Origin of the sequence: Streptomyces sp. NPDC057010, from assembly GCF_042673805.1 — a bacterium.
In the GTDB taxonomy this organism is placed as follows: Bacteria; Actinomycetota; Actinomycetes; order Streptomycetales; family Streptomycetaceae; genus Streptomyces.
The window spans coordinates 1-22,348 of sequence record NZ_JBHUSC010000046.1 but is presented as its reverse complement, the minus strand read 5'-3'; the positions used below and the strand labels follow the sequence as shown (position 1 = coordinate 22,348).

The 22,348-nt window shown below is 72.9% G+C and carries 18 protein-coding genes; 9 read left to right on the top strand and 9 right to left on the bottom strand.

Annotated elements, in window-relative coordinates:
- Position 1: 1 nt before the first annotated feature.
- Both ACFTXQ_RS28660 and ACFTXQ_RS28655 read left to right on the top strand, forming a co-directional pair.
- A complete protein-coding gene (locus ACFTXQ_RS28660; protein ID WP_382645916.1) occupies positions 2–2,845 on the top strand; it encodes a DEAD/DEAH box helicase in 2,844 nt (947 codons plus the stop codon).
- A 91-nt stretch (positions 2,846–2,936) separates the two neighbouring features.
- Positions 2,937–3,590 (top strand): helix-turn-helix domain-containing protein, encoded by a 654-nt coding sequence (locus tag ACFTXQ_RS28655; protein WP_382645914.1) that lies wholly within the window; start codon positions 2,937–2,939, stop codon positions 3,588–3,590.
- Between the two features lie 15 nt (positions 3,591–3,605).
- Here ACFTXQ_RS28655 and ACFTXQ_RS28650 read toward each other — a convergent pair whose 3' ends face one another.
- The 4 genes from ACFTXQ_RS28650 to ACFTXQ_RS28635 form a co-directional block, all read right to left on the bottom strand.
- Positions 3,606–4,574, bottom strand: a complete 969-nt coding sequence (locus ACFTXQ_RS28650) for an RluA family pseudouridine synthase (protein ID WP_382645911.1) — start codon at positions 4,572–4,574, stop codon at positions 3,606–3,608.
- A gap of 18 nt (positions 4,575–4,592) precedes the next feature.
- A complete protein-coding gene (locus ACFTXQ_RS28645) occupies positions 4,593–6,128 on the bottom strand; it encodes a serine hydrolase (protein WP_382645908.1) in 1,536 nt (511 codons plus the stop codon).
- A gap of 187 nt (positions 6,129–6,315) precedes the next feature.
- Positions 6,316–7,155 carry a siderophore-interacting protein gene (locus ACFTXQ_RS28640; protein WP_382645905.1) on the bottom strand — a complete coding sequence of 280 codons (840 nt, stop codon included), beginning with the start codon at positions 7,153–7,155 and terminating at the stop codon, positions 6,316–6,318.
- A 49-nt stretch (positions 7,156–7,204) separates the two neighbouring features.
- Positions 7,205–8,110: a 5'-3' exonuclease H3TH domain-containing protein gene (locus tag ACFTXQ_RS28635; RefSeq protein ID WP_382646006.1), complete on the bottom strand. Its 906-nt coding sequence runs from the start codon at positions 8,108–8,110 to the stop codon at positions 7,205–7,207.
- Positions 8,111–8,279: 169 nt separating this feature from the next.
- On the opposite strand from ACFTXQ_RS28635, the gene ACFTXQ_RS28630 reads away from it, so the two are divergent.
- Both ACFTXQ_RS28630 and ACFTXQ_RS28625 read left to right on the top strand, forming a co-directional pair.
- Positions 8,280–8,888: a helix-turn-helix domain-containing protein gene (locus tag ACFTXQ_RS28630; protein ID WP_382645902.1), complete on the top strand. Its 609-nt coding sequence runs from the start codon at positions 8,280–8,282 to the stop codon at positions 8,886–8,888.
- A 5-nt stretch (positions 8,889–8,893) separates the two neighbouring features.
- Positions 8,894–9,616 (top strand): helical backbone metal receptor, encoded by a 723-nt coding sequence (locus tag ACFTXQ_RS28625; protein WP_382645899.1) that lies wholly within the window; start codon positions 8,894–8,896, stop codon positions 9,614–9,616.
- Positions 9,617–9,629: 13 nt separating this feature from the next.
- Here the strand turns inward: ACFTXQ_RS28625 and ACFTXQ_RS28620 are convergent, their stop codons facing one another.
- Positions 9,630–10,643, bottom strand: coding sequence for a TDT family transporter (locus ACFTXQ_RS28620; RefSeq protein WP_382646004.1), 1,014 nt, complete (start codon positions 10,641–10,643; stop codon positions 9,630–9,632).
- 223 nt (positions 10,644–10,866) lie between these two features.
- Between ACFTXQ_RS28620 and ACFTXQ_RS28615 the strand changes: the two genes are divergently transcribed.
- A complete protein-coding gene (locus tag ACFTXQ_RS28615; RefSeq protein WP_382645897.1) occupies positions 10,867–11,790 on the top strand; it encodes a LysR family transcriptional regulator in 924 nt (307 codons plus the stop codon).
- Positions 11,791–12,631: 841 nt separating this feature from the next.
- On the opposite strand, the gene ACFTXQ_RS28610 is transcribed toward ACFTXQ_RS28615, so the two are convergent.
- The 3 genes from ACFTXQ_RS28610 to ACFTXQ_RS28600 form a co-directional block, all read right to left on the bottom strand.
- Positions 12,632–13,333 carry a gamma-glutamyl-gamma-aminobutyrate hydrolase family protein gene (locus tag ACFTXQ_RS28610; RefSeq protein ID WP_382645894.1) on the bottom strand — a complete coding sequence of 234 codons (702 nt, stop codon included), beginning with the start codon at positions 13,331–13,333 and terminating at the stop codon, positions 12,632–12,634.
- Between the two features lie 44 nt (positions 13,334–13,377).
- On the bottom strand, positions 13,378–14,853 hold the full coding sequence (gene eat, locus ACFTXQ_RS28605) for an ethanolamine permease (protein ID WP_382645891.1): 1,476 nt from the start codon (positions 14,851–14,853) through the stop codon (positions 13,378–13,380).
- Between the two features lie 121 nt (positions 14,854–14,974).
- Positions 14,975–15,721, bottom strand: coding sequence for a FadR/GntR family transcriptional regulator (locus tag ACFTXQ_RS28600; RefSeq protein WP_382645889.1), 747 nt, complete (start codon positions 15,719–15,721; stop codon positions 14,975–14,977).
- A gap of 77 nt (positions 15,722–15,798) precedes the next feature.
- Here ACFTXQ_RS28600 and ACFTXQ_RS28595 point away from each other — a divergent pair, with 77 nt between their 5' ends.
- The 4 genes from ACFTXQ_RS28595 (at position 15,799) to ACFTXQ_RS28580 (ending at position 20,757) form a co-directional block, all read left to right on the top strand.
- Positions 15,799–17,163, top strand: coding sequence for a glutamine synthetase family protein (locus ACFTXQ_RS28595; protein ID WP_382645886.1), 1,365 nt, complete (start codon positions 15,799–15,801; stop codon positions 17,161–17,163).
- Positions 17,164–17,198: 35 nt separating this feature from the next.
- The gene (locus tag ACFTXQ_RS28590) at positions 17,199–18,563 is read left to right on the top strand and encodes an aldehyde dehydrogenase family protein (RefSeq protein WP_382645883.1); all 1,365 of its coding nucleotides are present in this window, start codon (positions 17,199–17,201) and stop codon (positions 18,561–18,563) included.
- Positions 18,564–18,569: 6 nt separating this feature from the next.
- On the top strand, positions 18,570–19,355 hold the full coding sequence (locus ACFTXQ_RS28585) for a 3-oxoacyl-ACP reductase (RefSeq protein ID WP_382645880.1): 786 nt from the start codon (positions 18,570–18,572) through the stop codon (positions 19,353–19,355).
- Between the two features lie 94 nt (positions 19,356–19,449).
- Positions 19,450–20,757, top strand: coding sequence for a haloacid dehalogenase-like hydrolase (locus ACFTXQ_RS28580; protein WP_382645877.1), 1,308 nt, complete (start codon positions 19,450–19,452; stop codon positions 20,755–20,757).
- On the opposite strand, the gene ACFTXQ_RS28575 is transcribed toward ACFTXQ_RS28580, so the two are convergent.
- Positions 20,754–21,956 (bottom strand): amino acid deaminase/aldolase, encoded by a 1,203-nt coding sequence (locus ACFTXQ_RS28575; protein ID WP_382645874.1) that lies wholly within the window; start codon positions 21,954–21,956, stop codon positions 20,754–20,756. The two genes, ACFTXQ_RS28580 and ACFTXQ_RS28575, sit on opposite strands and share 4 nt — an antisense overlap.
- Positions 21,957–22,348 lie beyond the last annotated feature (392 nt).

Genomic DNA, 22,348 nt, shown 5'->3' with positions numbered 1-22,348 from the left:
GATGACCGAGGAACTTTCTCCCGCCGAGCGGTACGCCGCTGCCCGGATCCGCGCCGCCGAAGAGGCCTCCGCCCTGGCCCCCTTCCGCGAGCTGTACGAATTCGATCTGGACCCGTACCAGATCGAGGCCTGCAAGGCACTGGAGGCCGGCAAGGGCGCGCTGGTCGCCGCCCCGACCGGCTCGGGCAAGACCATCGTCGGCGAGTTCGCCGTGCACCTGGCGCTCCAGCAGGGCCGCAAGTGCTTCTACACGACGCCGATCAAGGCCCTGTCGAACCAGAAGTACGCCGACCTCGTCAAGCGCTACGGCGCCGAGAAGGTCGGCCTGCTGACCGGCGACAACAGCGTCAACGGCGAGGCGCCGGTGGTCGTGATGACCACCGAGGTGCTCCGCAACATGCTGTACGCGGGCTCCCAGTCGCTGCGCGGCCTCGGCTACGTCGTGATGGACGAGGTGCACTACCTCTCCGACCGGTTCCGCGGAGCCGTCTGGGAGGAAGTGATCATCCACCTCCCCGAGTCGGTGACCCTGGTGTCACTGTCCGCCACCGTGTCCAACGCCGAGGAGTTCGGCGACTGGCTGGACACCGTGCGCGGCGACACCGAGGTGATCGTCTCCGAGGAGCGGCCCGTACCGCTGTGGCAGCACGTCATGGCCGGGCGGCGGATCTTCGACCTCTTCGAGGAGGAGTCCGACCACGGCGGCCGCGGATCGGCGCGCCGCGAGGTCAACCCCGACCTGCTGCGCATGGCCCGCGAGGAGAACAGCCGCACCTACAGCCCCAAGGACCGGCGGCGCGGCAAGATGGTCCGCGAAGCCGACCGCGAACGCGAGCGGCGCTCCCGCGGCCGGATCTGGACCCCCTCCCGCCCCGAGGTCATCGCCCGCCTCGACAACGACGGGCTGCTGCCCGCCATCAACTTCATCTTCAGCCGGGCCGGCTGCGAAGCCGCCGTCCAGCAGTGCCTGTACGCGGGCCTGCGGCTCAACGACGAGTCCGCGCGCCTGCAGGTCCGCGAGATCGTCGAGGCGCGGACCGCCTCCATCCCCACCGAGGACCTGCACGTCCTGGGCTACTACGAATGGCTCGAAGGCCTGGAGCGGGGCATCGCCGCGCACCACGCGGGCATGCTGCCCACCTTCAAGGAGGTCGTCGAGGAGCTGTTCGTCCGCGGCCTGGTGAAGGCCGTCTTCGCCACCGAGACCCTGGCGCTGGGCATCAACATGCCCGCGCGCACGGTGATCCTGGAGAAGCTGGTCAAGTGGAACGGCGAGCAGCACGCCGACATCACCCCCGGCGAGTACACGCAGCTGACCGGCCGGGCCGGGCGGCGCGGCATCGACGTCGAGGGCCACGCCGTGGTGCTGTGGCAGCGGGGCATGGACCCGGTGGGTCTGGCCGGGCTCGCGGGTACCCGTACGTATCCGCTGCGCTCCAGCTTCAAGCCCTCGTACAACATGGCCGTGAACCTGGTCAGCCAGTTCGGGCGGCACCGCTCGCGCGAGCTGCTGGAGACCTCCTTCGCGCAGTTCCAGGCCGACCGCTCGGTCGTCGGGATCTCCCGGCAGGTACAGCGCAACGAGGAGGGCCTGGAGGGCTACCGGGAGGGCATGACCTGCCACTTGGGGAACTTCGAGGAGTACGCGCAGCTGCGCCGCGACCTCAAGGACCGCGAGACGGACCTGGCCAAGCAGGGCGCGGCCCAGCGGCGGGCGCAGGCCGCCGACTCGCTGGAGAAGCTCAAGCCGGGCGACATCATCCACGTGCCGACGGGCAAGTTCGCCGGGCTCGCGCTGGTCCTGGACCCGGGCGTGCCGGCCGGACGGGTCCACGGGCACCGCGGGTACGAGTACGCGGAGGGCCCGCGTCCGCTGGTGCTCACCGCCGAGCGGCAGGTCAAGCGGCTCGCAGCGATCGACTTCCCGGTCCCGGTGGAGGCGCTCGACCGGATGCGGATCCCCAAGACGTTCAACGCCCGCTCCCCGCAGTCGCGTCGGGACCTGGCCTCCCAGCTGCGGACCAAGGCCGGACACATCACGCCGGAGCGGCGGATGCGCGGCCGCCGGGCCGCGGCGGCCGACGACCGCGAGATCGCCCGCCTGCGCGCCGAGCTGCGGGCGCACCCCTGCCACGGGTGCGACGAGCGCGAGGACCACGCGCGCTGGGCGGAGCGCTACCACCGGCTGAAGCGGGACACCGTGCAGCTGGAGCGTCGCATCGAGGGCCGGACGAACACCATCGCCCGGACCTTCGACCGGATCCACGCGCTCCTGACCGAGCTCGACTACCTGCGCGAGGACGAGGTCACCGTGCACGGCCGGCGGCTCGCCCGGCTGTACGGGGAGCTCGACCTGCTGGCCTCCGAGTGCCTGCGCGCCCGGATCTGGGAAGGCCTGAACCCGGCCGAACTGGCCGCCTGCGTCTCGGCGCTGGTCTTCGAGGCCCGGCAGTCCGACGACGCGGTCGCGCCGAAGGTGCCGGGCGGCGCGGCGAAGGCGGCGCTGGGCGAGATGGTGCACATCTGGGGCCGGCTCGACGCGCTGGAGGAGGAGCACGGCATCAACCAGGCGGAGGGCGTGGGCCAGCGCGAGCCGGACCTCGGCTTCGCGTGGGCCGCCTACCAGTGGGCCTCGGACAAGAGCCTCGACGAGGTGCTGCGCGAGGCGGAGATGCCGGCCGGCGACTTCGTGCGCTGGTGCAAGCAGGTCATCGACGTGCTGGGGCAGATCGCGGCAGCGGCCCCCTCGGCGACCGGCGACAGCGGGAGCACGGTGGCCCGCAACGCCCGCAAGGCCGTTGACGCACTGTTGCGGGGTGTAGTGGCCTACAGCTCGGTCGGCTAGGCGCTTTTGGGGCTTCCTCCGAAAGAGAGGCTGGCCGGATCTCATCTCTTGCCATGATCGAATGCGCGTGCTGTGTGCGACGATTCGGGCCATGAGTGGGGGACCAGACGAAGGGCCGAGACGGGTCGGTCGGCCGCGCGCCGACCGGCTGAGACCGGAGAGCGGGCGGCCGCCGCGGGAGGAACTCCTCTACGCGGCGGCCGAGCTCTTCACCGTGAAGGGATATGCGGCGACGACCACGCGCGCGGTCGCCGAACGGGCCGGAATGCGCCAGGCCACGATGTATCACTATTTCGACGGCAAGGAAGAACTCCTCGCCGAACTGCTGGAGTCCACGGTCGCGCCCTCGCTGCGACTGGCCCGGCAGCTGCTGACCGACACCGGGCAGCCCGCCGCACGGCGCCTGTGGGAACTGTGCCGCTCCGACGTGCTGCTGCTGTGCGGAGGCCCGTACAACCTCGGGGCGCTCTACCTGCTGCCCGAGGTGGCCGGCTCGCGGTTCACGCAGTTCCGGCGGATGCGGAGCGAACTCAAGGACGCCTACCGGATGTTGCTCGACGGAACGGCGGTGGGCGCCGAACTGGCCGGGGACAAGGCCGGGCTGGAACTCCGCAACGACCTGCTCTTCGGCCTGATCGAGGGGGTCATGCTCATCCACCGCTCCGATCCGGCGCGCCCGGTGGCCGCCTTCGCCGAGGCCACCGCCGACGCGGCGCTGCGGGTGGCGGGCGTCGGCCCCTGCTGAGCGGCCCGGCCGTGCCTACCGGCCGCCGGTGCCCGCCTCCCACGCGGTACGGTCGTCCCAGGCCTGCAGGGTGCGCCCGCTCTCGAAGCGGTGCGCCGCCCCCGTGACCGGGTCGGTGAACTCCAGTACCCGGGCCAGGAGTTGCAGAGGCCGCCGGTAGTCGTCCGGGGCGGGGTCGGTGACCCGCGGGTACACCGGGTCGCCGAGGATCGGCAGGCCCAGGCCGTTCATGTGCACCCGCAGCTGGTGGGTGCGGCCGGTGTGCGGGGTCAGCCGGTAGCGGCCCAGACCGCCCCGGACGTCGGTGAGTTCGACGAGGGTCTCGGCATTGGGCTCGCCGCCCGGCACCTCTACGGCGGCGATCACCCCGCGGGTCTTCTCGATCCGGCTGCGGACCGTACGGGGAAAGCCCAGCTCCGGGTCGTGGGGCGCGAGCGCCTCGTACTCCTTGTGCACCCGGCGGCCCTGGAAGAGGAGCTGGTAGGCACCGCGGTCCTCGGGCCGGATGCTGAACATCACCAGCCCGGCCGTCAGCCGGTCCAGGCGGTGCGCCGGGCTGAGGGCGGGCAGGTCCAGCTCCGCACGGAGCCGGGCCAGCGCGGTCTGGGTGACGTGGCTGCCGCGCGGGGTGGTCGCCAGGAAGTGCGGCTTGTCCACGACCAGCAGATGCGGGTCGCGGTGGACGACGCGGGGCGCGAACGGCACCGGCGGCTCCTCCGGGAGATCGCGGTGGAACCACACGTAGCCGCCCGGCTCGTACGGGTCGTGCGCGCTCAGCACCCGCCCGCCCGGGCCGAGCACCCGGCCGGCCTCCAGCAGGCGGGCGATGGCCTCCGCGCCGGCTCCGCCCGCGTAGTGCGCGGTGAGGTAGTCGCCCAGATCCGGCCAGCTTCCCTCCGGGTCGGGCGGCAGGCGCAGCCGGACCGGGTCGATGCCGGCGCGCTGGGGGAGGGGCGAGGGGGGTGGCTGGGCTCTGCGTCTCATCGGGGACAGGCTATGCGGCTACTGCTCGGTGAAGGTGCCGAGGTGCTCCCTGTCGAGGCTCTCGATGCGGACCGTGCCGTCGGCGAAGGTCACGCCGGTGCGGCCGGCCGCCATCTCGCCTGTGGTCTCGAGGCTGAAGGTGTCGCCGTCGTAGTGGGTGAGCGGGAAGAGCATCGGCTTGGGGCCGAGGGCGAGGGTCAGCGCGCCCTTGTCGTCGGCCGTCACGGTCGCCTTGCCGTAGTACGGGTTGTCGTAGGTGCCGGTGTAGGCGGCGCTGTCCTTGGCGGGCTTTGCGGAGGCGGGCGGGTGGGCGTAGTCGGTGGGGGACCGGGCCTCGTCGACCTCCTTCGCGTAGACGGAGGCGAGCAGGGGCAGCCAGTCGGTCGTGGCCTTGCCGTGCTGGGCGACGTCGAAGAAATCGAGGGCGACGGCGTCGGCCAGGCCGACGGGGGCGCCGTTGGTGAGGACGACGATGCCGAGCTTTTCGAGGGGGAGCATCGTGACGTTGGCGTTGGTGCCGAGTTCGAAGGCGCCGGAGTGGCTCAGGCGCAGCCGGCCGGAGTCGTCGTAGGACACGTTCCAGCCGAGGCCGTAGAAGCCGGCGCGGCCGGTGGGGGAGGTGGGCGGCTGCGAGACGATCTCGGGAACGTGCGTGCGGGCGAGCGTGGCGGCGGGGATGATCCGCTTGCCGTCGAGGGTGCCGTCGGCCAGCTGGAGCCGCAGCCAGCGGGACATGTCGCGGGCGGTGGAGCTGACGCCGCCGGCGGGGGCCTGGGCGTCGGGGTCGCGGACGAAGCGGGGGCTCCAGGTGCCGTCCGGGTTCTTCACGTGGGTGACGGCGTGGTCGGGGGAATCCAGGAAGGCGGAGAACTCGGTGCTGGTGTGCGTCATGCCGGCGGGCTTGAAGAGGGTGTCCTCGCTGAGCTTCTGCCAGCTGGTGCCCTTGGCGCGGGCGACGGCCTCGGCGGCGGCCGTGAGGCCGAAGTTGGTGTAGGCGTAGCTCGCGCGGAAGGGGGTGAGGGGCTCCAGGCGCAGGTGGTCGAAGATGTACGACTGGTCGTAGCCGAGGTCTTCGAGGAGGTCGCCGGCGTGGTCGGGCAGGCCGCTGCGGTGGGAGAACAGGTCGGCGGTCGTGACGTGGTCGGTGACCCAGGGGTCCTTGAGGGCGAAGCCGGGGAGGGTGACGTGACGGTCCCACTCGTCGGGGGTGGTGAAGGCGCCGGCGATGACGGTGGAGGAGACGGGCTTGGAGACCGAGGCGATCTGGAAGACGGTGTCGGGGCCGACCTTGGCGGGCTCGCCGGTGCGGCGGACGCCGAAGCCCTTGAGGTGGACGACCTCGTCGTCGTGGACGACGGCCACGGAGAGGCCGGGGACGCCGGTGCGGCGCATCAGGTCGGTGATGGTCTGGTCGAGGCGGGCGACCGCCTTGTCGACCTGGGCGTCGGTGAGTGCGGGCTCCGGGGCGGGGGGTGGGCTGGGGGCGGCCATCGCCACCCCTGTGGCCAGCAGGAACGCGGCCCCCGCCGTTCCGGCGGTGCGGAGGGTACGCATGGGGCCATTGTCCTGCCGGACGCCCGACCCCGCGCGTTCCGGGGCCCGGCCCCGTGCCCCGCGCCTCAATCGCCGGCGGGGCTGAATGTGCCTCCCGCCGTGCGTTTGGTGCGCCGGGCGAATCCAGCCTCGCCGGCGTTTGAGGCGCGGGGTCTGGGGCGGAGCCCCAGGAGTGGCGCCGGAGGGGTCAGGCGGCGGCGGGGTGTTCTACCTCGGCCTCCACCTGGGCGTTCCAGTCCCGCTTGATCGCTCGCCAGCCCTCGTCCGTCTCACCCAGCCGCCAGTACCCGGAGATCGACAGCCGCTCGCGCGCGACACCCCGCTCCAGGCGGAGGTGGCGCCGCAGGTCGCGGACGAAGCCCGCCTCGCCGTGGACGAAGGCGTGGACGTCCTTGGACGGGAAGTCCAGGGAGGTGACCGCCTCCACCAGGGCCGCGCCGACCGGGCGGTCGCCGCGGTGGAGCCAGACGGGGACGACACCCTCGGGAGTGGCGAACTTCTGCTCCGCCTCCGGGCCCTCGACCTCGATGAACGCGTGCACCCGCGCCCCCGCCGGCATCCGCTCCATCGCCGCCGCGATCGCCGGCAGTGCGCTCTCGTCGCCCACCAGCAGGTGCCAGCCGGCCGCCGGGTCCGGGGCGTAGGCGCCGCCCGGGCCGAGGAACCGTACGAGCTCGCCCGGCTGGACCCGCGCGGCCCAGGGGCCGGCCAGGCCCTCGTCGCCGTGCACGACGAAGTCGAGCGTCAGCTCCAGGTGCGCCGGGTCCCAGGCCCGTACGGTGTACGCGCGCTGGCGCGGCCACTGCGCCCGGGGGTACTCGGCTCGGATCCGCTCCAGGTCCCACGGCGAGGGGTAGGTGACGCCCATCGGCGGGAAGAGGATCTTGATGTAGTGGTCGGTGAACTCGCCCGCGCCGAATCCGGCCAGCCCGTCACCGCCCAGCACGATGCGCACCATGTGCGGCGTGAGCCGCTCGGTGCGGACCACGACGGCTGTGCCGACGGTACGGGCGCGTCCTTCTGCCACGGTGTCTCCCCTGACTCCCCTGAAACTTAGCCTTACCTAAGTTAGCACCTCAAGGGCGAAGTGCACCGGTGAGGCGGGAGACTGCTCCTGTGAGACCCCACCGATGGGCTAGCGCGTCGACCAGCTCCGGCTGCGCCGGCGCCGCAGGAAGGGCCGGATCGAAGGCCGGGAGCGGGACGTCCGAAGCCACCTGGACCACCTTCGGGGCAACGGCGAGATACGGCCGGGACTCGTCCAGGCGCTTGCGCTGCGTGGGGGTCAGCTTCGACTTCGGGTCGTCGACCGCCGCGATGATCCCGGCCAGGCTGCCGTAGGCGTCGAGGAGCTTCGCCGCCGTCTTCTCGCCGATGCCGGGAACGCCCGGCAGGCCGTCGCTCGGGTCCCCGCGCAGCAGCGCCAGGTCCGCGTAGCCGGGGCCGTCCACCCCGTACTTCTCCCGCAGCCAGGCCTCGTCCGTCACCTGGAGGGTGCCCACGCCCTTGAGGGGGTAGAGGACCCGGCGCTGCCGGGCGTCGTCGACCAGCTGGTAGAGGTCCCGGTCGCCCGTGACGATGTCCACCGGGCCTCGAGCGCGGGCCGTTAGCGTTCCGATCACGTCGTCGGCCTCGTAGCCGGGGACGCCGACGCGGGCGATCCCGAAGGCGTCCAGCGCCGCCTCGATGATCGGCACCTGCGGGGCGAGCGTGTCGGGGATCTCCTCCTCGTCGGGGCCGGTCTCCGTCTCCAGCGCGACCCGGTGGGCCTTGTACGAGGGGATCAGCTCCACCCGCCAGTGCGGCCGCCAGTCGGCGTCCATGCAGGCCACCAGATCGTCCGGCCGGTGGTCCTGGACCAGCCGGCCGATGAAGTCGAGCAGTCCGCGCACGGCGTTGACGGGGGTGCCGTCGGGGGCCTTCACGGAGTCCGGCACACCGAAGTAGGCGCGGAAGTAGAGGGAGGCGGTGTCCAGCAGCATCAGGCGTCGTGTCGTCACGCAGACGATGATGCCGCAACCGGGCCCGGGGGCCACGGACAGTGAGCGCTCCCGTACGGGAACACCCGTGCACGCGAAACCTGGGGCGGTTGCTGCGTAAGGTGCTTACAGCACACCGATGTGCGACGGACAAGGGGAGGGCAGCCCCGAAATGAACGACAGGGACAAGGACAAGGACAAGGACGGCAAGGAACCGCTGCGGGTGGGCGTGGCCGTGCGCAAGCGGCGCCGCGCGCTCCACCTGACCCTTGCCGCCGTTTCGGCGCGCAGCGGGCTGTCGGTCCCCTTCCTCAGCCAGATAGAGAACGAGCGGGCCCGGCCCAGCATGCGCTCCCTGGAGCGGGTCGCCGACGCGCTGGAGACCACGGCCGTCGAACTGCTGGCCGCGTCCGACACCGCGCGCACGGTGGACCTCGTACGGGCCGGCGACGAATCGGGGCTCACCCCGGTTCGCGGCGTACGGCCCCTGGTCCGGGGGCACCACCAGCTGCACGCGCTGGAGTTCACCGGGGACCAGGACGCCGGGCGCGAGTACCAGCACCGCAACGACGAGCTGATGTACGTGGTCGCGGGCGCCTGCCAGGTGGAGGCGGAGGGGCGGGCGTACCGGCTGGAGAGCGGGGACGCGCTGTTCCTGTCGGGCGGCGTGCGCCACCGCTGGCGGGCCGTCACCGAGGACACCAGGATCCTGGTGGTCGCGGTGGGCGACCACATCCACGCGACGTCCGAGCCGCCGTCGCCGGGCCCGACCGGCCACTGATCGGCATGCGGCGGATCGTCTCGCTGGTGCCGTCGCTGACCGAGGCGGTGGCCGTGAGCGCTCCCGGCCGGCTGGTCGGCGTCACGGACTGGTGCACGCACCCGGCGGACCTCGGGGGCGCGGTGCGGATCGGGGGGACGAAGAACCCCGATGTGCGCAGGATCGCGGAGCTGCGCCCGGACCTGGTGATCGCCAACGAGGAGGAGAACCGGGCCCCCGACCTCGCGGCGCTGCGGGCGGCCGGGATCGAGGTACTGCTCACCGAGGTCCGCGACCTGCCGCAGGCGCTGCGCGAGCTGGACCGGGTGCTGGTGGGGGCCCTGGGGCTGAAGCGGCCCGGGTGGCTGGCGGACGCGGAGGCCGCGTGGGCCCGGGTGGAGCCGCCGGCCGGTGGGCCGCGGGCCTTCGTACCGGTGTGGCGGCGGCCGTGGATGGTGCTCGGCCGGGACACCTTCGCCGGGGACCTGCTCGCCCGGCTGGGGGTGCGCAACGTGTACGCGGGCCACGCCGAGCGCTACCCGAGGATCCCGGTGGAGGAGCTGGCCGCCGCCGGCTGCGATCTGGTGGTGCTCCCGGACGAGCCGTACCGCTTCACGGCCGCGGACGGCCCGGAGGCCTTCCCCGGCCTGCCCGCCGCGCTGGTCAGCGGGCGCCACCTGACCTGGTACGGACCCTCGCTCGCGGAAGCCCCGGCCGTACTGGCCGGGGCGCTGCGCGCGGCGCGGTAGGGGTCCGGCGGGCTCAGCGGGGGAGCAGGCTGCCGGTGAACAGGCCGCGCAGGGTGTGGGCGGCGGCCAGCAGCCAGGCGGTGAGCAGGGCCACGAAGAGCACCGAGGCCAGCCAGGCGAAGGCGGCCAGGCCGGTGTGGCGGGCCAGGCCGGCGGCGCCGGTGACGCAGGTGCCGACGGGGAAGGTCAGCGCCCACCAGGTCATCGCGAAGCCCATGCCGTTACGGGCGGCCCGGACCAGCATCGACGCGGCGAGGGCCAGCCACAGCAGGGCGAAGCCCATCACGGGGACCCCGTAGACGACCGCGAAGGCGCCGAGCGCTCCGGCGTAGGGGGCGCCGATCGACAGGGGGGCCACGTCGGCGAGCTGGTTCACGGCGGTGGTGGACTGGCCGAGGGGGCCGAGGACCAGGAAGAGGGTGGGGGTCAGGGCCAGGGGGAGGGGACCGCCCACGATGAGCCGGCCGAAGACCAGGGGGAGCATCAGCAGGGTGGCGAGCAGGCTGATGCCGAACATGGCGTAGCAGGCGAGCAGCATGGCCTCGCGGGGCTGGCCGGCGGGCAGGTGGGGGACCAGCAGGGGGCCCAGCGCGGCGGAGACCATGGGGGCGACGAGGGGCAGCAGCCAGACGGGGGTGGCCTGCGCGGGCTCCACCTTGTGCCGGACCACCATCAGGTAGGGCACGACGACGGCCATGACCAGGCCTATCGCGGTGCCGGCGGTGAAGAGCACGGCGTCGGCGGCGACGGCGGCGCCGGTCCCGATGAGGTCCTTGCCGACGATGAGGGTGCCACCGCCGACGGCCAGCAGGGCCATCGACAGGCAGCCGTAGAAGGGGGCGACGGCGGGGTCGAGGAGGTGGGCGCGGGCCTGGTCGCGGTGATGGAGCCAGTGGCCGGCGCGGGCCGCGAGGAGGGTCGCGAGGGCGACGGCGGACAGCGCCCAGACGATCTGGCAGGCCACGCGCTGGCCGGGGAGCTGGTGGGGGAGGGTGGCGCCGGCGTTGGCGACGATGGCGGTGCCCATGATCGAGGCGTACCAGTTCGGGCCGAGGTGGCGCAGGGCCGGGAGGGGCTTGCGGGCCTTGTGGGCCTCGTGGGGCTGGGGGGCCTTGGCGGCCTTGTGGGCCTGGGGGGTCCGCTGGGTGGTGGGACGGGGGCGTTCGATGGTGGTGGCCATGGGTCCAGGGTCCCGTGGGGGCGGGGCGGGTGGCAGGGGTCATCCTGCTATGAGGCCATAAACTGATGTTATGGGTAATGAGGAGTGGGTTCCGCTGGCGCACCGCGTGCCGGACCTGGGCGCGCTGGAGCTGCTGCTCGCGGTCGCGCGCGTGGGCAGTCTGAGCGGGGCGGCCCGCCGGCTGGGCATCACCCAGCCGGCGGCGAGCAGCCGGATCCGGGCGATGGAGACGCGGCTGGGGGTGGCCCTGGTGGACCGCTCACCGCGGGGGTCGACGCTCACGGCGGAAGGCGCGCTGGTCACGGACTGGGCGCGGCGGGTCGTGGAAGCGGCCGAGGCCTTCGACGCGGGGGCGCAGGCGCTGCGGGGGCGGCGGGACTCGCGGCTGCGGGTGGCCGCCAGCATGACCATCGCGGAGTACCTGCTGCCCGGGTGGCTGATCGCGCTGCGCGGGCAGCGGCCGGACACGGCGGTGTCCCTGCACGCCGGGAACTCCTCGGTGGTCGCGCAACGGGTGCTCGCGCACGAGGCGGACCTGGGCTTCGTGGAGGGGCTGTCCGTGCCGGACGGGCTGGACTCGGTGGTGATCGCGCAGGACCGGCTCGTGGTGGCGGTGGCGCCGGGGCATCCGTGGGCGCGGCGGTCGCGGGGGGTGGAGGCGGCGGAGCTGGCGTCGGCGCCGCTGATACTGCGGGAGCGGGGGTCGGGGACGCGTCAGGTGCTGGACGCTGCGCTGGCCGGGTGCGGGGGGTTGGCGGCGCCGCTGCTTGAACTGGCGTCGACCACTGCGGTGAAGGCGGCGGCGTTGAGCGGGGCGGGGCCGTGTGTCCTGTCGGAGCTGGCGGTGGGGGACGAGCTGGCGGGGCGGCGGCTGGTGGAGGTGCCGGTCGCCGGTGCGGAGCTGGGGCGGGCCCTGCGGGCCGTGTGGCCCACGGGCTCCCGCCCGGCGGGCCCGGCCCGCGACCTGCTGTCCCTGACACGGGGCCAGCCCTAGCCGCCCCGCGGTCCCCTCCCGGGCGGGGGGCTCCGCGGGCGCGGGGGCCGCGGGCCGGATCCGGGGCCGAGGTCCGGGGCCGCGGCCGGGTCCGGGACGAGGTCGGTGGCCAGGGCCGGGTCCGGGGACGGGGCCAGGGACAGGGACGGGGCCGGGTCCGGGACGAGGTCGGGGCCCAGGGACGGGGACGCGGCCAGGGCCGGGGCCAGGGATGGGGGCGGGTCCGGGGACGGGGCCGGGGAGACGGGGGTCGGAGCTGGGGGTCGGAGCGGGGGGCCGGGGACGGGGTGGGGTGTCGTCCGGGACGGGCTTCGATGTTCGGCGCCCTGTCCGGGGTTGCTTCGTCGGGCGGGAGCGAGCGCCGAATTCATCTCGTTTTAGTCCCGGCCGACACCCCACCCCGTCCCCGACCCCGGCCGGGCACACATCCAGCCTCGCCCGGCAAACTCCAGCCGCGCCGGGCACGTTCAGCCTCGCCGGCGTTTGAGGCGCGGGGTCCGGGGCAGAGCCCCGATCTTTGACCCGCACGGGTCCAGGCACGCCAGGCACATCCAGCCCCTCCGGCGTTTGAGGAGCGGGGTGCGGGGCGGAGCCCCGGTCTTTGAGCCGCACGGGTCCAGGCACACCGGGCACATCCAGCCCCTCCGGCGTTTGAGGAGCGGGGGCGTCCCTGACCTCACCCCGGCCGGCACATCCAGTCCCGGCCGGGCAAACTCCAGCCTCGCCGGCGTTTGAGGCGCGGGGTGCGGGGCGGAGCCCCGGGCTTTGAGCGGCACGTGTTCAGGTACGCCGGGCACATCCAGCCCCTCCGGCGTTTGAGGAGCGGGGGCGGAGGAGTCCCTCAGGGCACCGGGACCGGGAGGGCGGCGGCTTCGATGAGGGAGGACATGACGCGGGTGTCCTTGTCGCGTTCGGGGTGCCACTGGACGCCCAGGACCCAGCGGGCCGGGTCCGGGAGTTCGATGGCCTCCACCGTGCCGTCGAGGGCGTGGGCCGAGGCGATCAGGCCCCGGCCCAGGCGGTCGACGGCCTGGTGGTGATAGGTCGGGACGTCCGCCTGCTCCGGGACGAGCGCCGCGTAGCGGGTGCCCGGGACCGGGCGGACCGGGTGCCAGGACGTGGCGCCCGGGGTGTCGAAGTGGCCGTCGATGTGCTGGACCAGCGTGCCGCCCAGGGCCACGTTCAGCGCCTGCATGCCCCGGCAGATGCCCAGCAGCGGGAGGGAGGAGTCGAGGGCCGCCGCGATCAGCGCCAGCTCCCACGCGTCGCGGACCGTCGCCGGGGCGCCCGTGCGGGAGTCGCGGGCGGCGCCGTAGTGGACCGGGTCCACGTCCGGGCCGCCCGCGATGACCAGGCCGTCCACCCGGCTCAACACCTCCGCCGCCGCCCCGGGTTCGTCCGGCGGCAGCAGTACGGCCGCGCCGCCCGCCGCCTGGACGAGTTCGTAGTACCCGGCGGGAACGAGGGACGTGGGCAGGTCCCACACCCCGTAGCGGGTGGATTCCTCCACGTAGGTGCTGATGCCGATGAGCGGCCTGGGCACGTTCTTACCTCCGATGAGGGGTGAGGGTGAGGGGGTGACAGGTTTCAGTCGCGGGTCAGTTCCGCCTCGGCTTCCGCCAGAGCGGCGAACTCCTCCTCGGGCGCCGAGGCCACGAGGTGGTGCCGACTGTAGATCGCGAAGTAGGCGAGGGCGACGGCGTACACGGCCAGTGCGATGAATGCCGCGTCCTTGTCCACCAGGAAGGTGGCGACCAGGGCCGACAGGGCGAGTACGAAGGCCACCGAAGAGGTGAGGACCCCGCCGGGCGTGCGGTACGGGCGCTCCAGGCCCGGCTCGCGGCGGCGCAGCACGATGTGGGAGAGGGCCATCAGGGCGTAGGAGATGGTCGCGCCGAAGACCGCGATGTTCAGCATGCGGGCGCCGTTGCCGGTGGCCGCCGCGAGGGCGAAGCCGATCGCGCCGGGGATGACCAGGCCCAGGTACGGGGCCTTGCGCTTCGAGGTGAGCGAGAGGAAACGCGGCAGGTAGCCGGCCCGGGAGAGCGCGAAGAGCTGGCGCGAGCCCGCGTAGATGAGGGAGAAGAAGGAGGCCACGAGGCCGGCCAGGCCCGCGTAGTTCACGAAGCGGCTCAGTGCGGTCGGGCCGTCGTCCCCTTCCAGGGCCACGACCAGGGGGTTGCCGGCCGTCTTGACCGCGTCCGCGCCCTGCGCGCCCGTCGCCGCGAAGAAGGTGATCAGCGCCAGCAGGGCGAGGATGCCCATGGAGATGGCCAGTGCCTTCGGCATGGAGCGGACCGGGTCCTTGGCCTCCTCCGCCGCCAGCGGTACGCCTTCCACGCCGAGGAAGAACCACATGCCGAAGGGGAACGCGGCCCAGATGCCGAGGACGCCCAGGGGCAGCCAGGAGTTGGAGCCGAAGGCGGCCGTGTCGACCGGGATGTTGTCGAGGCTGCCCGCGTCGAAGTCGGTCAGAGCGCCGATCGAGAAAATGAGCAGCGCGGCCACGGCGATGGCGGTGACGACGAGGCTGAAGCGCAGGGCCTCGCCGACGCCCCAGAGGTGGACTCCGATGAAGACGACGAAGCAGCCGAGGTAGACGGGCCAGCTGGAGGTGAGGCCGAAGAGCCCGAGGGACTCGACGTAGTCGCCGATGAAGATGACGATCGCGGCCGGGGCCAGGATGTACTCGATCAGGATGGCGGTGCCGGTGAGGAAGCCGCCCCAGGGGCCGAGCGCGCGGCGGGCGAAGCCGTAACCGCCGCCCGCGGTCGGGAGGATGGTGGACAGCTCGGCCAGGGAGAAGACCAGGCAGGCGTACATGGCGCCCATCAGGACGGTGGCGATGGCGAGACCGCCGAAGCCGCCCTTGTCGAGGCCGACGTTCCAGCCGGAGAAGTCGCCGGAGACGACGTACGCGACGCCCAGACCGGTGAGCAGCAGCCAGCCGGCGCTGCCGCGGCGCAGGGTGCGGCGCTCCAGATAGTCGTCCGCGTGCTCGCCCTCGGTGGACTTGGTGGGTGCGGGCACGGCGGTGAGCCGTGCCTCGATGTCGTCGGCCATCGTGCGCTCCTGCCTCGGGGCAATGGTTGTGGGGCGTACCTTTGCCGTAGTCCGGTGGAGTGCGCAAGACCCGCGCGTTAAACAGGCGTTACGAAAACCTCCCCAGGCCTCCCCCTTCCGCTCAGGCCAGAAACCCCCGCAGCAGCGCCGCCGTGCCGCAGCAGTGCTCGCGCATGGTCTCCCGCGCCCCGGCCGCGTCCCCCTCCAGGACGGACTCCACCAGCGCGGTGTGCTGCTGCTGCGAGTGCTCCAGGTTGCGCACCAGGAGCGGGATGCAGTCGAGCAGGTCGTTGACCGTGGCCCTGACGGCCGCGTACTGGGCCGTCAGGGTGGCGGAGCCGGCCAGTTCGCACAGCGTCAGGTGGAAGAGGGTGTCCTGGCGGCGGTAGTCGGCGAGCGGGGCGTCGTGGGTGGCGGCCAGCGCCCCGAGCAGCCGCTCGGCGTCCTCCTCGGTGAGCCCCTGGGAGGCGCACAGCCCGGCCGCCCCCACCTCCAGGACCTCGCGGAACCGCAGGACGTCCTCGATGTCCACCCCCGCCACCCGCCGGCGCAGCTCCTGCTCGGCGCCGCCCGCCGGGGTGTCGGGGCGGGGCAGCACAAACGTTCCGCCGTACCGCCCCCGCCGGGCCTCCACCAGCCCCTGGTCCTGGAGCACCTTCAGCACCTCGCGCAGCGTGACCCGGCTGATCCCCATCCGCTCGGCCAACTCGCGCTCGGGCGGCAGCCGTTCACCGCCCGGCACCAGACCCAGCCGGACCACCTGGAGGATCTGCTCCAGTGCCTCCTCGAAACCGTTGCCCGCCCGCACCTGCCGCAGCACGGGATTCAGCCGCGCGATCGCGTCGCCCTCGCTCGCCGTGTCGGTCATCTCGGCTCCTCCCCTTCCCAAGCAATGGTTCTGTTCAATACCTTAGGCCTCCTCGGCTCACCGAAGGAGAGATTCCCGTGGTAGACCGCAAGCCGCCGCTCGCGCCCGAGGAGCTCCGCGCCCTCGTCGCCAGCGGTGAGATCGACACAGTCGTCCTGGCCTTCCCCGACATGCAGGGGCGCCTCCAGGGCAAGCGGTTCGCCGCACAGTTCTTCCTGGACGAGGTCCTCGCGCACGGCACCGAGGGATGCAACTACCTCCTCGCCGTCGACACCGACATGAACACCGTCGACGGGTACGAGATGTCCTCCTGGGACCGGGGCTACGGCGACTTCGCCATGCACCCCGACCTCGCCACCCTGCGCCGGCTCCCCTGGAACCCCGGCAGCGCCTTCCTCCTCGCCGACCTGGCCTGGAACGACGGCTCGCCCGTCGTCGCCGCGCCCCGGCAGATCCTGCGCCGCCAGCTGGAACGCCTCGCGGAGCACGGCTACACCGCGATGGTCGGCACCGAGCTGGAGTTCATGGTCTTCCAGGACACCTACGAGCAGGCCTGGAACGCCCGCTACCGCGGTCTGACCCCCGCCAACCAGTACAACATCGACTACTCCATCCTCGGGACCGGCCGCATCGAGCCCCTGCTGCGCCGCATCCGCAACGAGATGCAGGCCGCGGGCCTGACCGTCGAATCGGCGAAGGGGGAGTGCAACCTCGGCCAGCACGAGATCGCCTTCCGCTACGACGAGGCGCTGACCACCTGCGACCAGCACGCCGTCTACAAGACGGGGGCGAAGGAGATCGCCGCCCAGGAGGGCGTCTCGCTCACCTTCATGGCCAAGTACGACGAGCGCGAGGGCAACTCCTGCCACATCCACCTCTCGCTCAACGACGCCGACGGACGCAACGCGATGGCCGGTGACGGGCCGGGCGGAATGTCACCGGTGATGCGGCACTTCCTGGCGGGTCAGCTGGCCGCGCTGCGCGACTTCTCCCTTCTCTACGCCCCCAACATCAACTCGTACAAGCGTTTCCGGCCGGGATCCTTCGCGCCGACCGCCGTCGCCTGGGGCGTGGACAACCGGACCTGCGCGCTCCGAGTGGTCGGGCACGGCCGCTCCATGCGCTTCGAGAACCGCCTCCCCGGCGGCGACGTCAACCCCCACCTCGCCGTCGCCGGCCTGGTCGCGGCCGGTCTCTACGGCATCGAGAACCGCCTGGAACTGCCCGAGGCCTGCGCCGGCAACGCCTACACCGGCGACTACGCGCACGTCCCCGCCACCCTCCGCGAGGCCGCCGAGCTGTGGGAGAACAGCGAGATCGCCAAGGCCGCCTTCGGCCCCGAAGTGGTCGCCCACTACCGCAACATGGCCCGCGTCGAGCTGGACGCGTACGACTCCGCGGTGACCGACTGGGAGCTGCGCCGCTCCTTCGAACGCCTGTAACCCACTGATCCGACCGAACGTCTGTGAGGCACCACGTGTCCGATGCGCTGGAAGTGCTGAATCCGGCCACCGAGGAACTCGTCGCCATCGTCCCGGCCGCCACACGGGACGATGTCGACGCCGCCGTCGCCCGGGCCGCCGCGGCTCAGCGCGGCTGGGCCGCGGCCGCCCCCGCCGACCGGGCCCGCCTGCTGCGCCGCTTCGCCGCGGTCGTCGACGGCCACATCGAGGAACTCGCCCAGCTGGAGGTCCGCGAGGCCGGCCACACCATCGGCAACGCCCGCTGGGAAGCCGGCAACGTACGCGACCTGCTGGAATTCGCCGCCGGAGGAGTGGAGCGGCTCTCCGGCCGGCAGATCCCCGTCGCCGGCGGCATCGACGTCACCTTCCTCGAACCCCTCGGCGTCATCGGCGTGATCGCCCCCTGGAACTTCCCCCTGCCGATCGCCGCCTGGGGCCTGGCCCCGGCCCTAGCCGCCGGCAACGCGGTCCTCCTCAAGCCCGCCGAGACCACCCCCCTCACCGCGCTGCGCCTCGCCGAACTCGCCCTCGAAGCCGGGATCCCCGAGCACCTCTTCCAGGTGCTCCCCGGCCACGGCGCGGTCGCGGGCGACGCGCTCGTCGAGCACCCCGGCGTCGCCAAGATCGTCTTCACCGGCTCCACCCGCGTCGGCAAGCAGATCATGGCCAAGTGCGCCGACCGGGTGAAGCGCGTCACCCTCGAACTCGGCGGCAAGAGCCCCAACATCGTCTTCGCCGACGCCGACCTGGAAGCGGCCGCGGCCGCGGCCCCCATGTCCTTCCTCGACAACACCGGCCAGGACTGCTGCGCCCGCACCCGGATCCTCGTCCAGCGCTCCGCCTACGACCGCTTCCTCTCCCTCCTCGCCCCCGGCATCGAGGGCGTCGTCGTCGGCGACCCCACCGACGAGAAGACCCAGATGGGCCCGCTGATCTCCCGCACACAGCTGGAACGCGTACGGTCCTACGTCACCGACGACCTCACCGCGATCCGCGGCACCGCCCCCGAAGGCCCCGGCTTCTGGTACCCGCCGACCCTCGTCACGGACGTCGCCCCCACCGCGCCCGTGGCCGCCGACGAGGTCTTCGGGCCCGTCGCCGTCGTCCTGCCCTTCGAGGACGAGGAGGACGCCGTCCGCCTGGCCAACGCCACCGAATACGGCCTCTCCGGCTCCCTCTGGACCCGCGACATCGGCCGCGCCCTGCGCGTCTCGCGCGCCGTCGCCGCGGGCAACCTGTCCGTCAACTCCCACAGCAGCGTCCGCTACTGGACCCCCTTCGGCGGCTACAAGCAGTCCGGCCTCGGCCGCGAGCTCGGACCCGACGCCCTCACCGCATTCACCGAGACGAAGAACGTCTTCATCAGCACGGAGGCCTGACACCACATGTCCAACGAAGAGATCATCTGCCGCCGCCTGGTCGGCCGTACCGCCGTCATCACCGGAGCCGGCAGCGGCATCGGCCTCGCCACCGCCCGGCGCCTCGCCTCCGAAGGCGCCAACGTCGTCTGCGGCGACATCGACGAGACGGCCGGCAAGGCCGCCGCCGAAGAGGTCGGCGGCACCTTCGTCAAGGTCGACGTCACCAGCCCGGAGGAGGTCGAGGCCCTCTTCAAGACCGCCTTCGACACCTACGGCTCCGTCGACATCGCCTTCAACAACGCCGGCATCTCGCCCCCGGACGACGACTCGATCCTGACCACCGGCCTGGAGGCCTGGAAGCGGGTCCAGGACGTCAACCTCACCTCCGTCTACCTCTGCTGCAAGGCCGCCCTGCCCTACATGCAGCGCCAGGGCCGCGGCTCCATCATCAACACCGCCTCCTTCGTCGCGATCATGGGCGCCGCCACCTCGCAGATCTCCTACACCGCCTCCAAGGGCGGCGTCCTCGCCATGTCCCGCGAACTCGGCGTCCAGTTCGCCCGCGAGGGCATCCGCGTCAACGCGCTCTGCCCGGGGCCCGTCAACACCCCGCTGCTCCAGGAACTGTTCGCCAAGGACCCGGAGCGCGCCGCCCGCCGGCTCGTCCACATCCCGCTGGGGCGCTTCGCCGAGCCGACCGAGATCGCCGCCGCCGTCGCCTTCCTCGCCAGCGACGACTCCTCCTTCATCAACGCCACCGACTTCCTCGTCGACGGCGGCATCTCCGGCGCGTACGTGACGCCCCTCTAAACGTTCACCCCCGCACCACCCTCCCGACAGCCGGGCGTCGCACGACGCCCGGCTGTCGTGCTCTACCGTCCCCGACGATCTTCACCAGTCAGGAGTGACCACCGCAGTGACCCGCCCCAGCACCACACGACGCCTCCAGGCCGTCGCCGCCGCCGCGATAACCGCCGGCACCCTCCTCGCCACCGCGCCCTCCGCCGAGGCGGCCCGCCCCGGCGCACCCTGCACGACCCCGCAGCTGAAGGCCGGCTGGTACGGGGACAACCAGGCCCGGCTCCAGCAGCTCATCGACCAGTACGGCAGCTGCAACCCGTACCGGCCCAGCCGCACCAAGCCGGTCGCCGTCTTCGACTGGGACAACACGGTCGTCAAGAACGACGTCGGCGACGCCACCATGTACTGGCTGCTGCGCAACGGAAAGATCCGCCGGCCCGCCGGCGGCGACTGGACCACCACCAGCCGCTACCTCACCCCGGCCGCCGCCCAGGCCCTGGCCGACGCCTGCGGCACCCTCGCCCGCCCCGGCGACCCGCTGCCCACCGGCACCCCCGAAGGCGCCGCCTGCGCCGACGAACTCGCCGCCGTCTACGGCACCGGCGCGACCCGCAGCGCCGCCGCGGCCTTCGCCGGCTGGGACCGCCGCACGATCGATCCCGCCTACGCCTGGCTGCCCCAGCTGATGCAGGGCTGGACCGCCCGCGAGATCCGCGGCTTCGCCGCGGCCGCCCGCAGCGAGAACCTGGCCGCGCCCATCGGGACCAAGCAGCAGGTGGGCACCGGCACCGCCACCGGCTGGGTTCGCTACTACGAGCAGCAGCAGGACCTGATCAACGCCCTGCGAAAGGCCGGCTTCGACGTCTGGATCAGCTCCGCCTCACCGCAGCCGGTCGTCGAGGTTTGGGCCCAGGGCGTCGGCATCGCGGCGGACCACGTCATCGGCATCCGCAACACCACGACCCGGGGCGGGAAGTACACCCCGCACCTCCAGGGCTGCGGATCCGTCGCGGACGGCGCCGACACGTTGATCACGTACATCGACGGCAAGCGCTGCTGGATCAACAAGGAGATCTTCGGCGTGCGGGGCCCCGCCGCCGAGAAGGTCCAGCCGGCCGCCCGCCGCCAGGTGTTCGCCGCGGGCGACTCCGACACCGACATCTCGTTCCTGCGCGACGCCACCGCCCTGCGCCTGGTGCTCAACCGCAACAAGAACGAGCTGATGTGCCGCGCCTACGACAACAGCGACGGCAAGTGGATCGTGAACCCGATGTTCATCGAGCCCAAGAAACAAAAGAACAACCCCTACCCGTGCTCCACGACCGGCTACGTCGACCACGACGGGACCACCACCCCCGTCCGCCGGGGCGACACCAGCGTCATCCCCGACCAGACCGACACGGTCTTCTAAAGGAAACTACGGCCCTCGCCCCGGTACGTCGGGGCGGTGGCCGCCACCCGGTCGCCCTCGATCAGGTGCAAGACATCGAAGCGCTCGCACAGTTCGCCGGCCTTGGCGTGGCGGAACCACACCCGGTCGCCGATCAGGAGATCGTCGGCCGGGCTGCCGAGCAGCGGGGTCTGCACCTCGCCGGCGCCCTCCCGGGGGTCGTAGCGCAGCCCCTGCGGCAGGTACGGCACCGGGAGCCGGTCGGCGCCCGGCGCGCCCGAGGCCGGATAGCCGCCGCCGAGCACGGTGACCACGCCCACGCCGGGCCGGCGGACCACGGGCTGCGCGAACAGCGCGGCCGGACGCCCGCGGAACGAGGTGTAGTTGTCGAACAGCCGCGGCACGTACAGCCCCGACCCGGCGGCGATCTCCGTGACCGCCTCCTCGGCGGCCGTCTCGGCCACGCTCCCGGTCCCGCCGCCGTTGACGAACTCCAGGTCCGGCACCACCGCGCGTACCGCCCGCACCACCTCGGCCCGCCGGGCCGCCAGCTCCCTGCGGGCCGCGCCCTGCATCAGCCGGATCGTCCGCGACCGCAGCGGCCGCCCGGCCAGCGCGTCCCCGACCCCGGCGACATGGCCCTCGTACGCCATCAGCCCCACCACCCGGAACCCCGGCCGGGCCCCGACCGCCCGAGCCAGCCCGGCCAGCTGCGCGGGCTCCCGCAAGGGCGAGCGCCGCGCCCCTATGCGCACCCGGCCGCCGAACAACTGCAGCGCGGTGTCCAGTTCCAAACAAACACGGATCTCCTGGGTCCCGCCGTCCCGCGACCGGTCGATGAGCTCCAGCTGCGCCACGTCGTCCACCATGACGGTGACGGCGGCGGCCAGCTTGGGGTCGCCCGCCAGCTCGGCGAATCCGGCGCGGTCGGCGGAGGGATAGGCGAGCAGCACGTCCTCGAACCCGGAGCGGGCCAACCACAGCGACTCGGCGAGGGTGTACGACATGATCCCGGCGAACCCGGGCCGCGCGAGGACCCGTTCGAGGAGCGCGCGGCACCGGACGGACTTGCTGGCGACACGCACCGGCTTCCCGCCGGCCCGGCGCACGAGGTCATCGGCATTGGCGTCGAAGGCGTCGAGATCCACGATGGCCAGCGGCGCGTCCAGGTGCGCGGTCGCCCGGTCGTAGCGGGCGCGGTCGGCGGCGGGGGAGTTCATGGCGGGAGCTTGCCAGACCGCTCTACCGATGGGTAGGCCCCCGCCCCCCACCGGGGCTCCGCCCCGCGCCCCAATCGCCGGCGAGGCTGAATGTGCCTGGCGTACCCGGCCAGGTGCGGGCCAAAAACCGGCGCTCCGCCCCGCGCCCCGCGCCTCAAACGCCGGCGAGGCTGGATTGTGCCTGGCGTGCCTGGCCAGGTGCGGCTCAAGGATCCGGGGCTCTGCCCCGCGCCCCGCTCCTCAATCGCCGGAGGGGCTGGATGTGCCTGGCGTGCCTGGACCCGTGCGGGTCAAAGATCGGGGCTCTGCCCCGGACCCCGCGCCTCAAACGCCGGCGAGGCTGAACGTGCCCGGCGCGGCTGGAGTTTGCCGGGCGAGGCTGGATGTGTGCC

Coding starts and splice junctions, on each gene's coding strand:
- ACFTXQ_RS28660 (WP_382645916.1), top strand. CDS start 2: ATGACCGAGGAACTTTCTCCCGCCGAGCGGTACGCCGCTGCCCGGATC.
- ACFTXQ_RS28655 (WP_382645914.1), top strand. CDS start 2,937: ATGAGTGGGGGACCAGACGAAGGGCCGAGACGGGTCGGTCGGCCGCGC.
- ACFTXQ_RS28650 (WP_382645911.1), bottom strand. CDS start 4,574: ATGAGACGCAGAGCCCAGCCACCCCCCTCGCCCCTCCCCCAGCGCGCC.
- ACFTXQ_RS28645 (WP_382645908.1), bottom strand. CDS start 6,128: ATGCGTACCCTCCGCACCGCCGGAACGGCGGGGGCCGCGTTCCTGCTG.
- ACFTXQ_RS28635 (WP_382646006.1), bottom strand. CDS start 8,110: ATGCTGCTGGACACCGCCTCCCTCTACTTCCGCGCCTACTTCGGTGTG.
- ACFTXQ_RS28630 (WP_382645902.1), top strand. CDS start 8,280: ATGAACGACAGGGACAAGGACAAGGACAAGGACGGCAAGGAACCGCTG.
- ACFTXQ_RS28625 (WP_382645899.1), top strand. CDS start 8,894: ATGCGGCGGATCGTCTCGCTGGTGCCGTCGCTGACCGAGGCGGTGGCC.
- ACFTXQ_RS28620 (WP_382646004.1), bottom strand. CDS start 10,643: ATGGGCACCGCCATCGTCGCCAACGCCGGCGCCACCCTCCCCCACCAG.
- ACFTXQ_RS28615 (WP_382645897.1), top strand. CDS start 10,867: ATGGGTAATGAGGAGTGGGTTCCGCTGGCGCACCGCGTGCCGGACCTG.
- eat (WP_382645891.1), bottom strand. CDS start 14,853: ATGGCCGACGACATCGAGGCACGGCTCACCGCCGTGCCCGCACCCACC.
- ACFTXQ_RS28600 (WP_382645889.1), bottom strand. CDS start 15,721: ATGACCGACACGGCGAGCGAGGGCGACGCGATCGCGCGGCTGAATCCC.
- ACFTXQ_RS28585 (WP_382645880.1), top strand. CDS start 18,570: ATGTCCAACGAAGAGATCATCTGCCGCCGCCTGGTCGGCCGTACCGCC.
- ACFTXQ_RS28575 (WP_382645874.1), bottom strand. CDS start 21,956: ATGAACTCCCCCGCCGCCGACCGCGCCCGCTACGACCGGGCGACCGCG.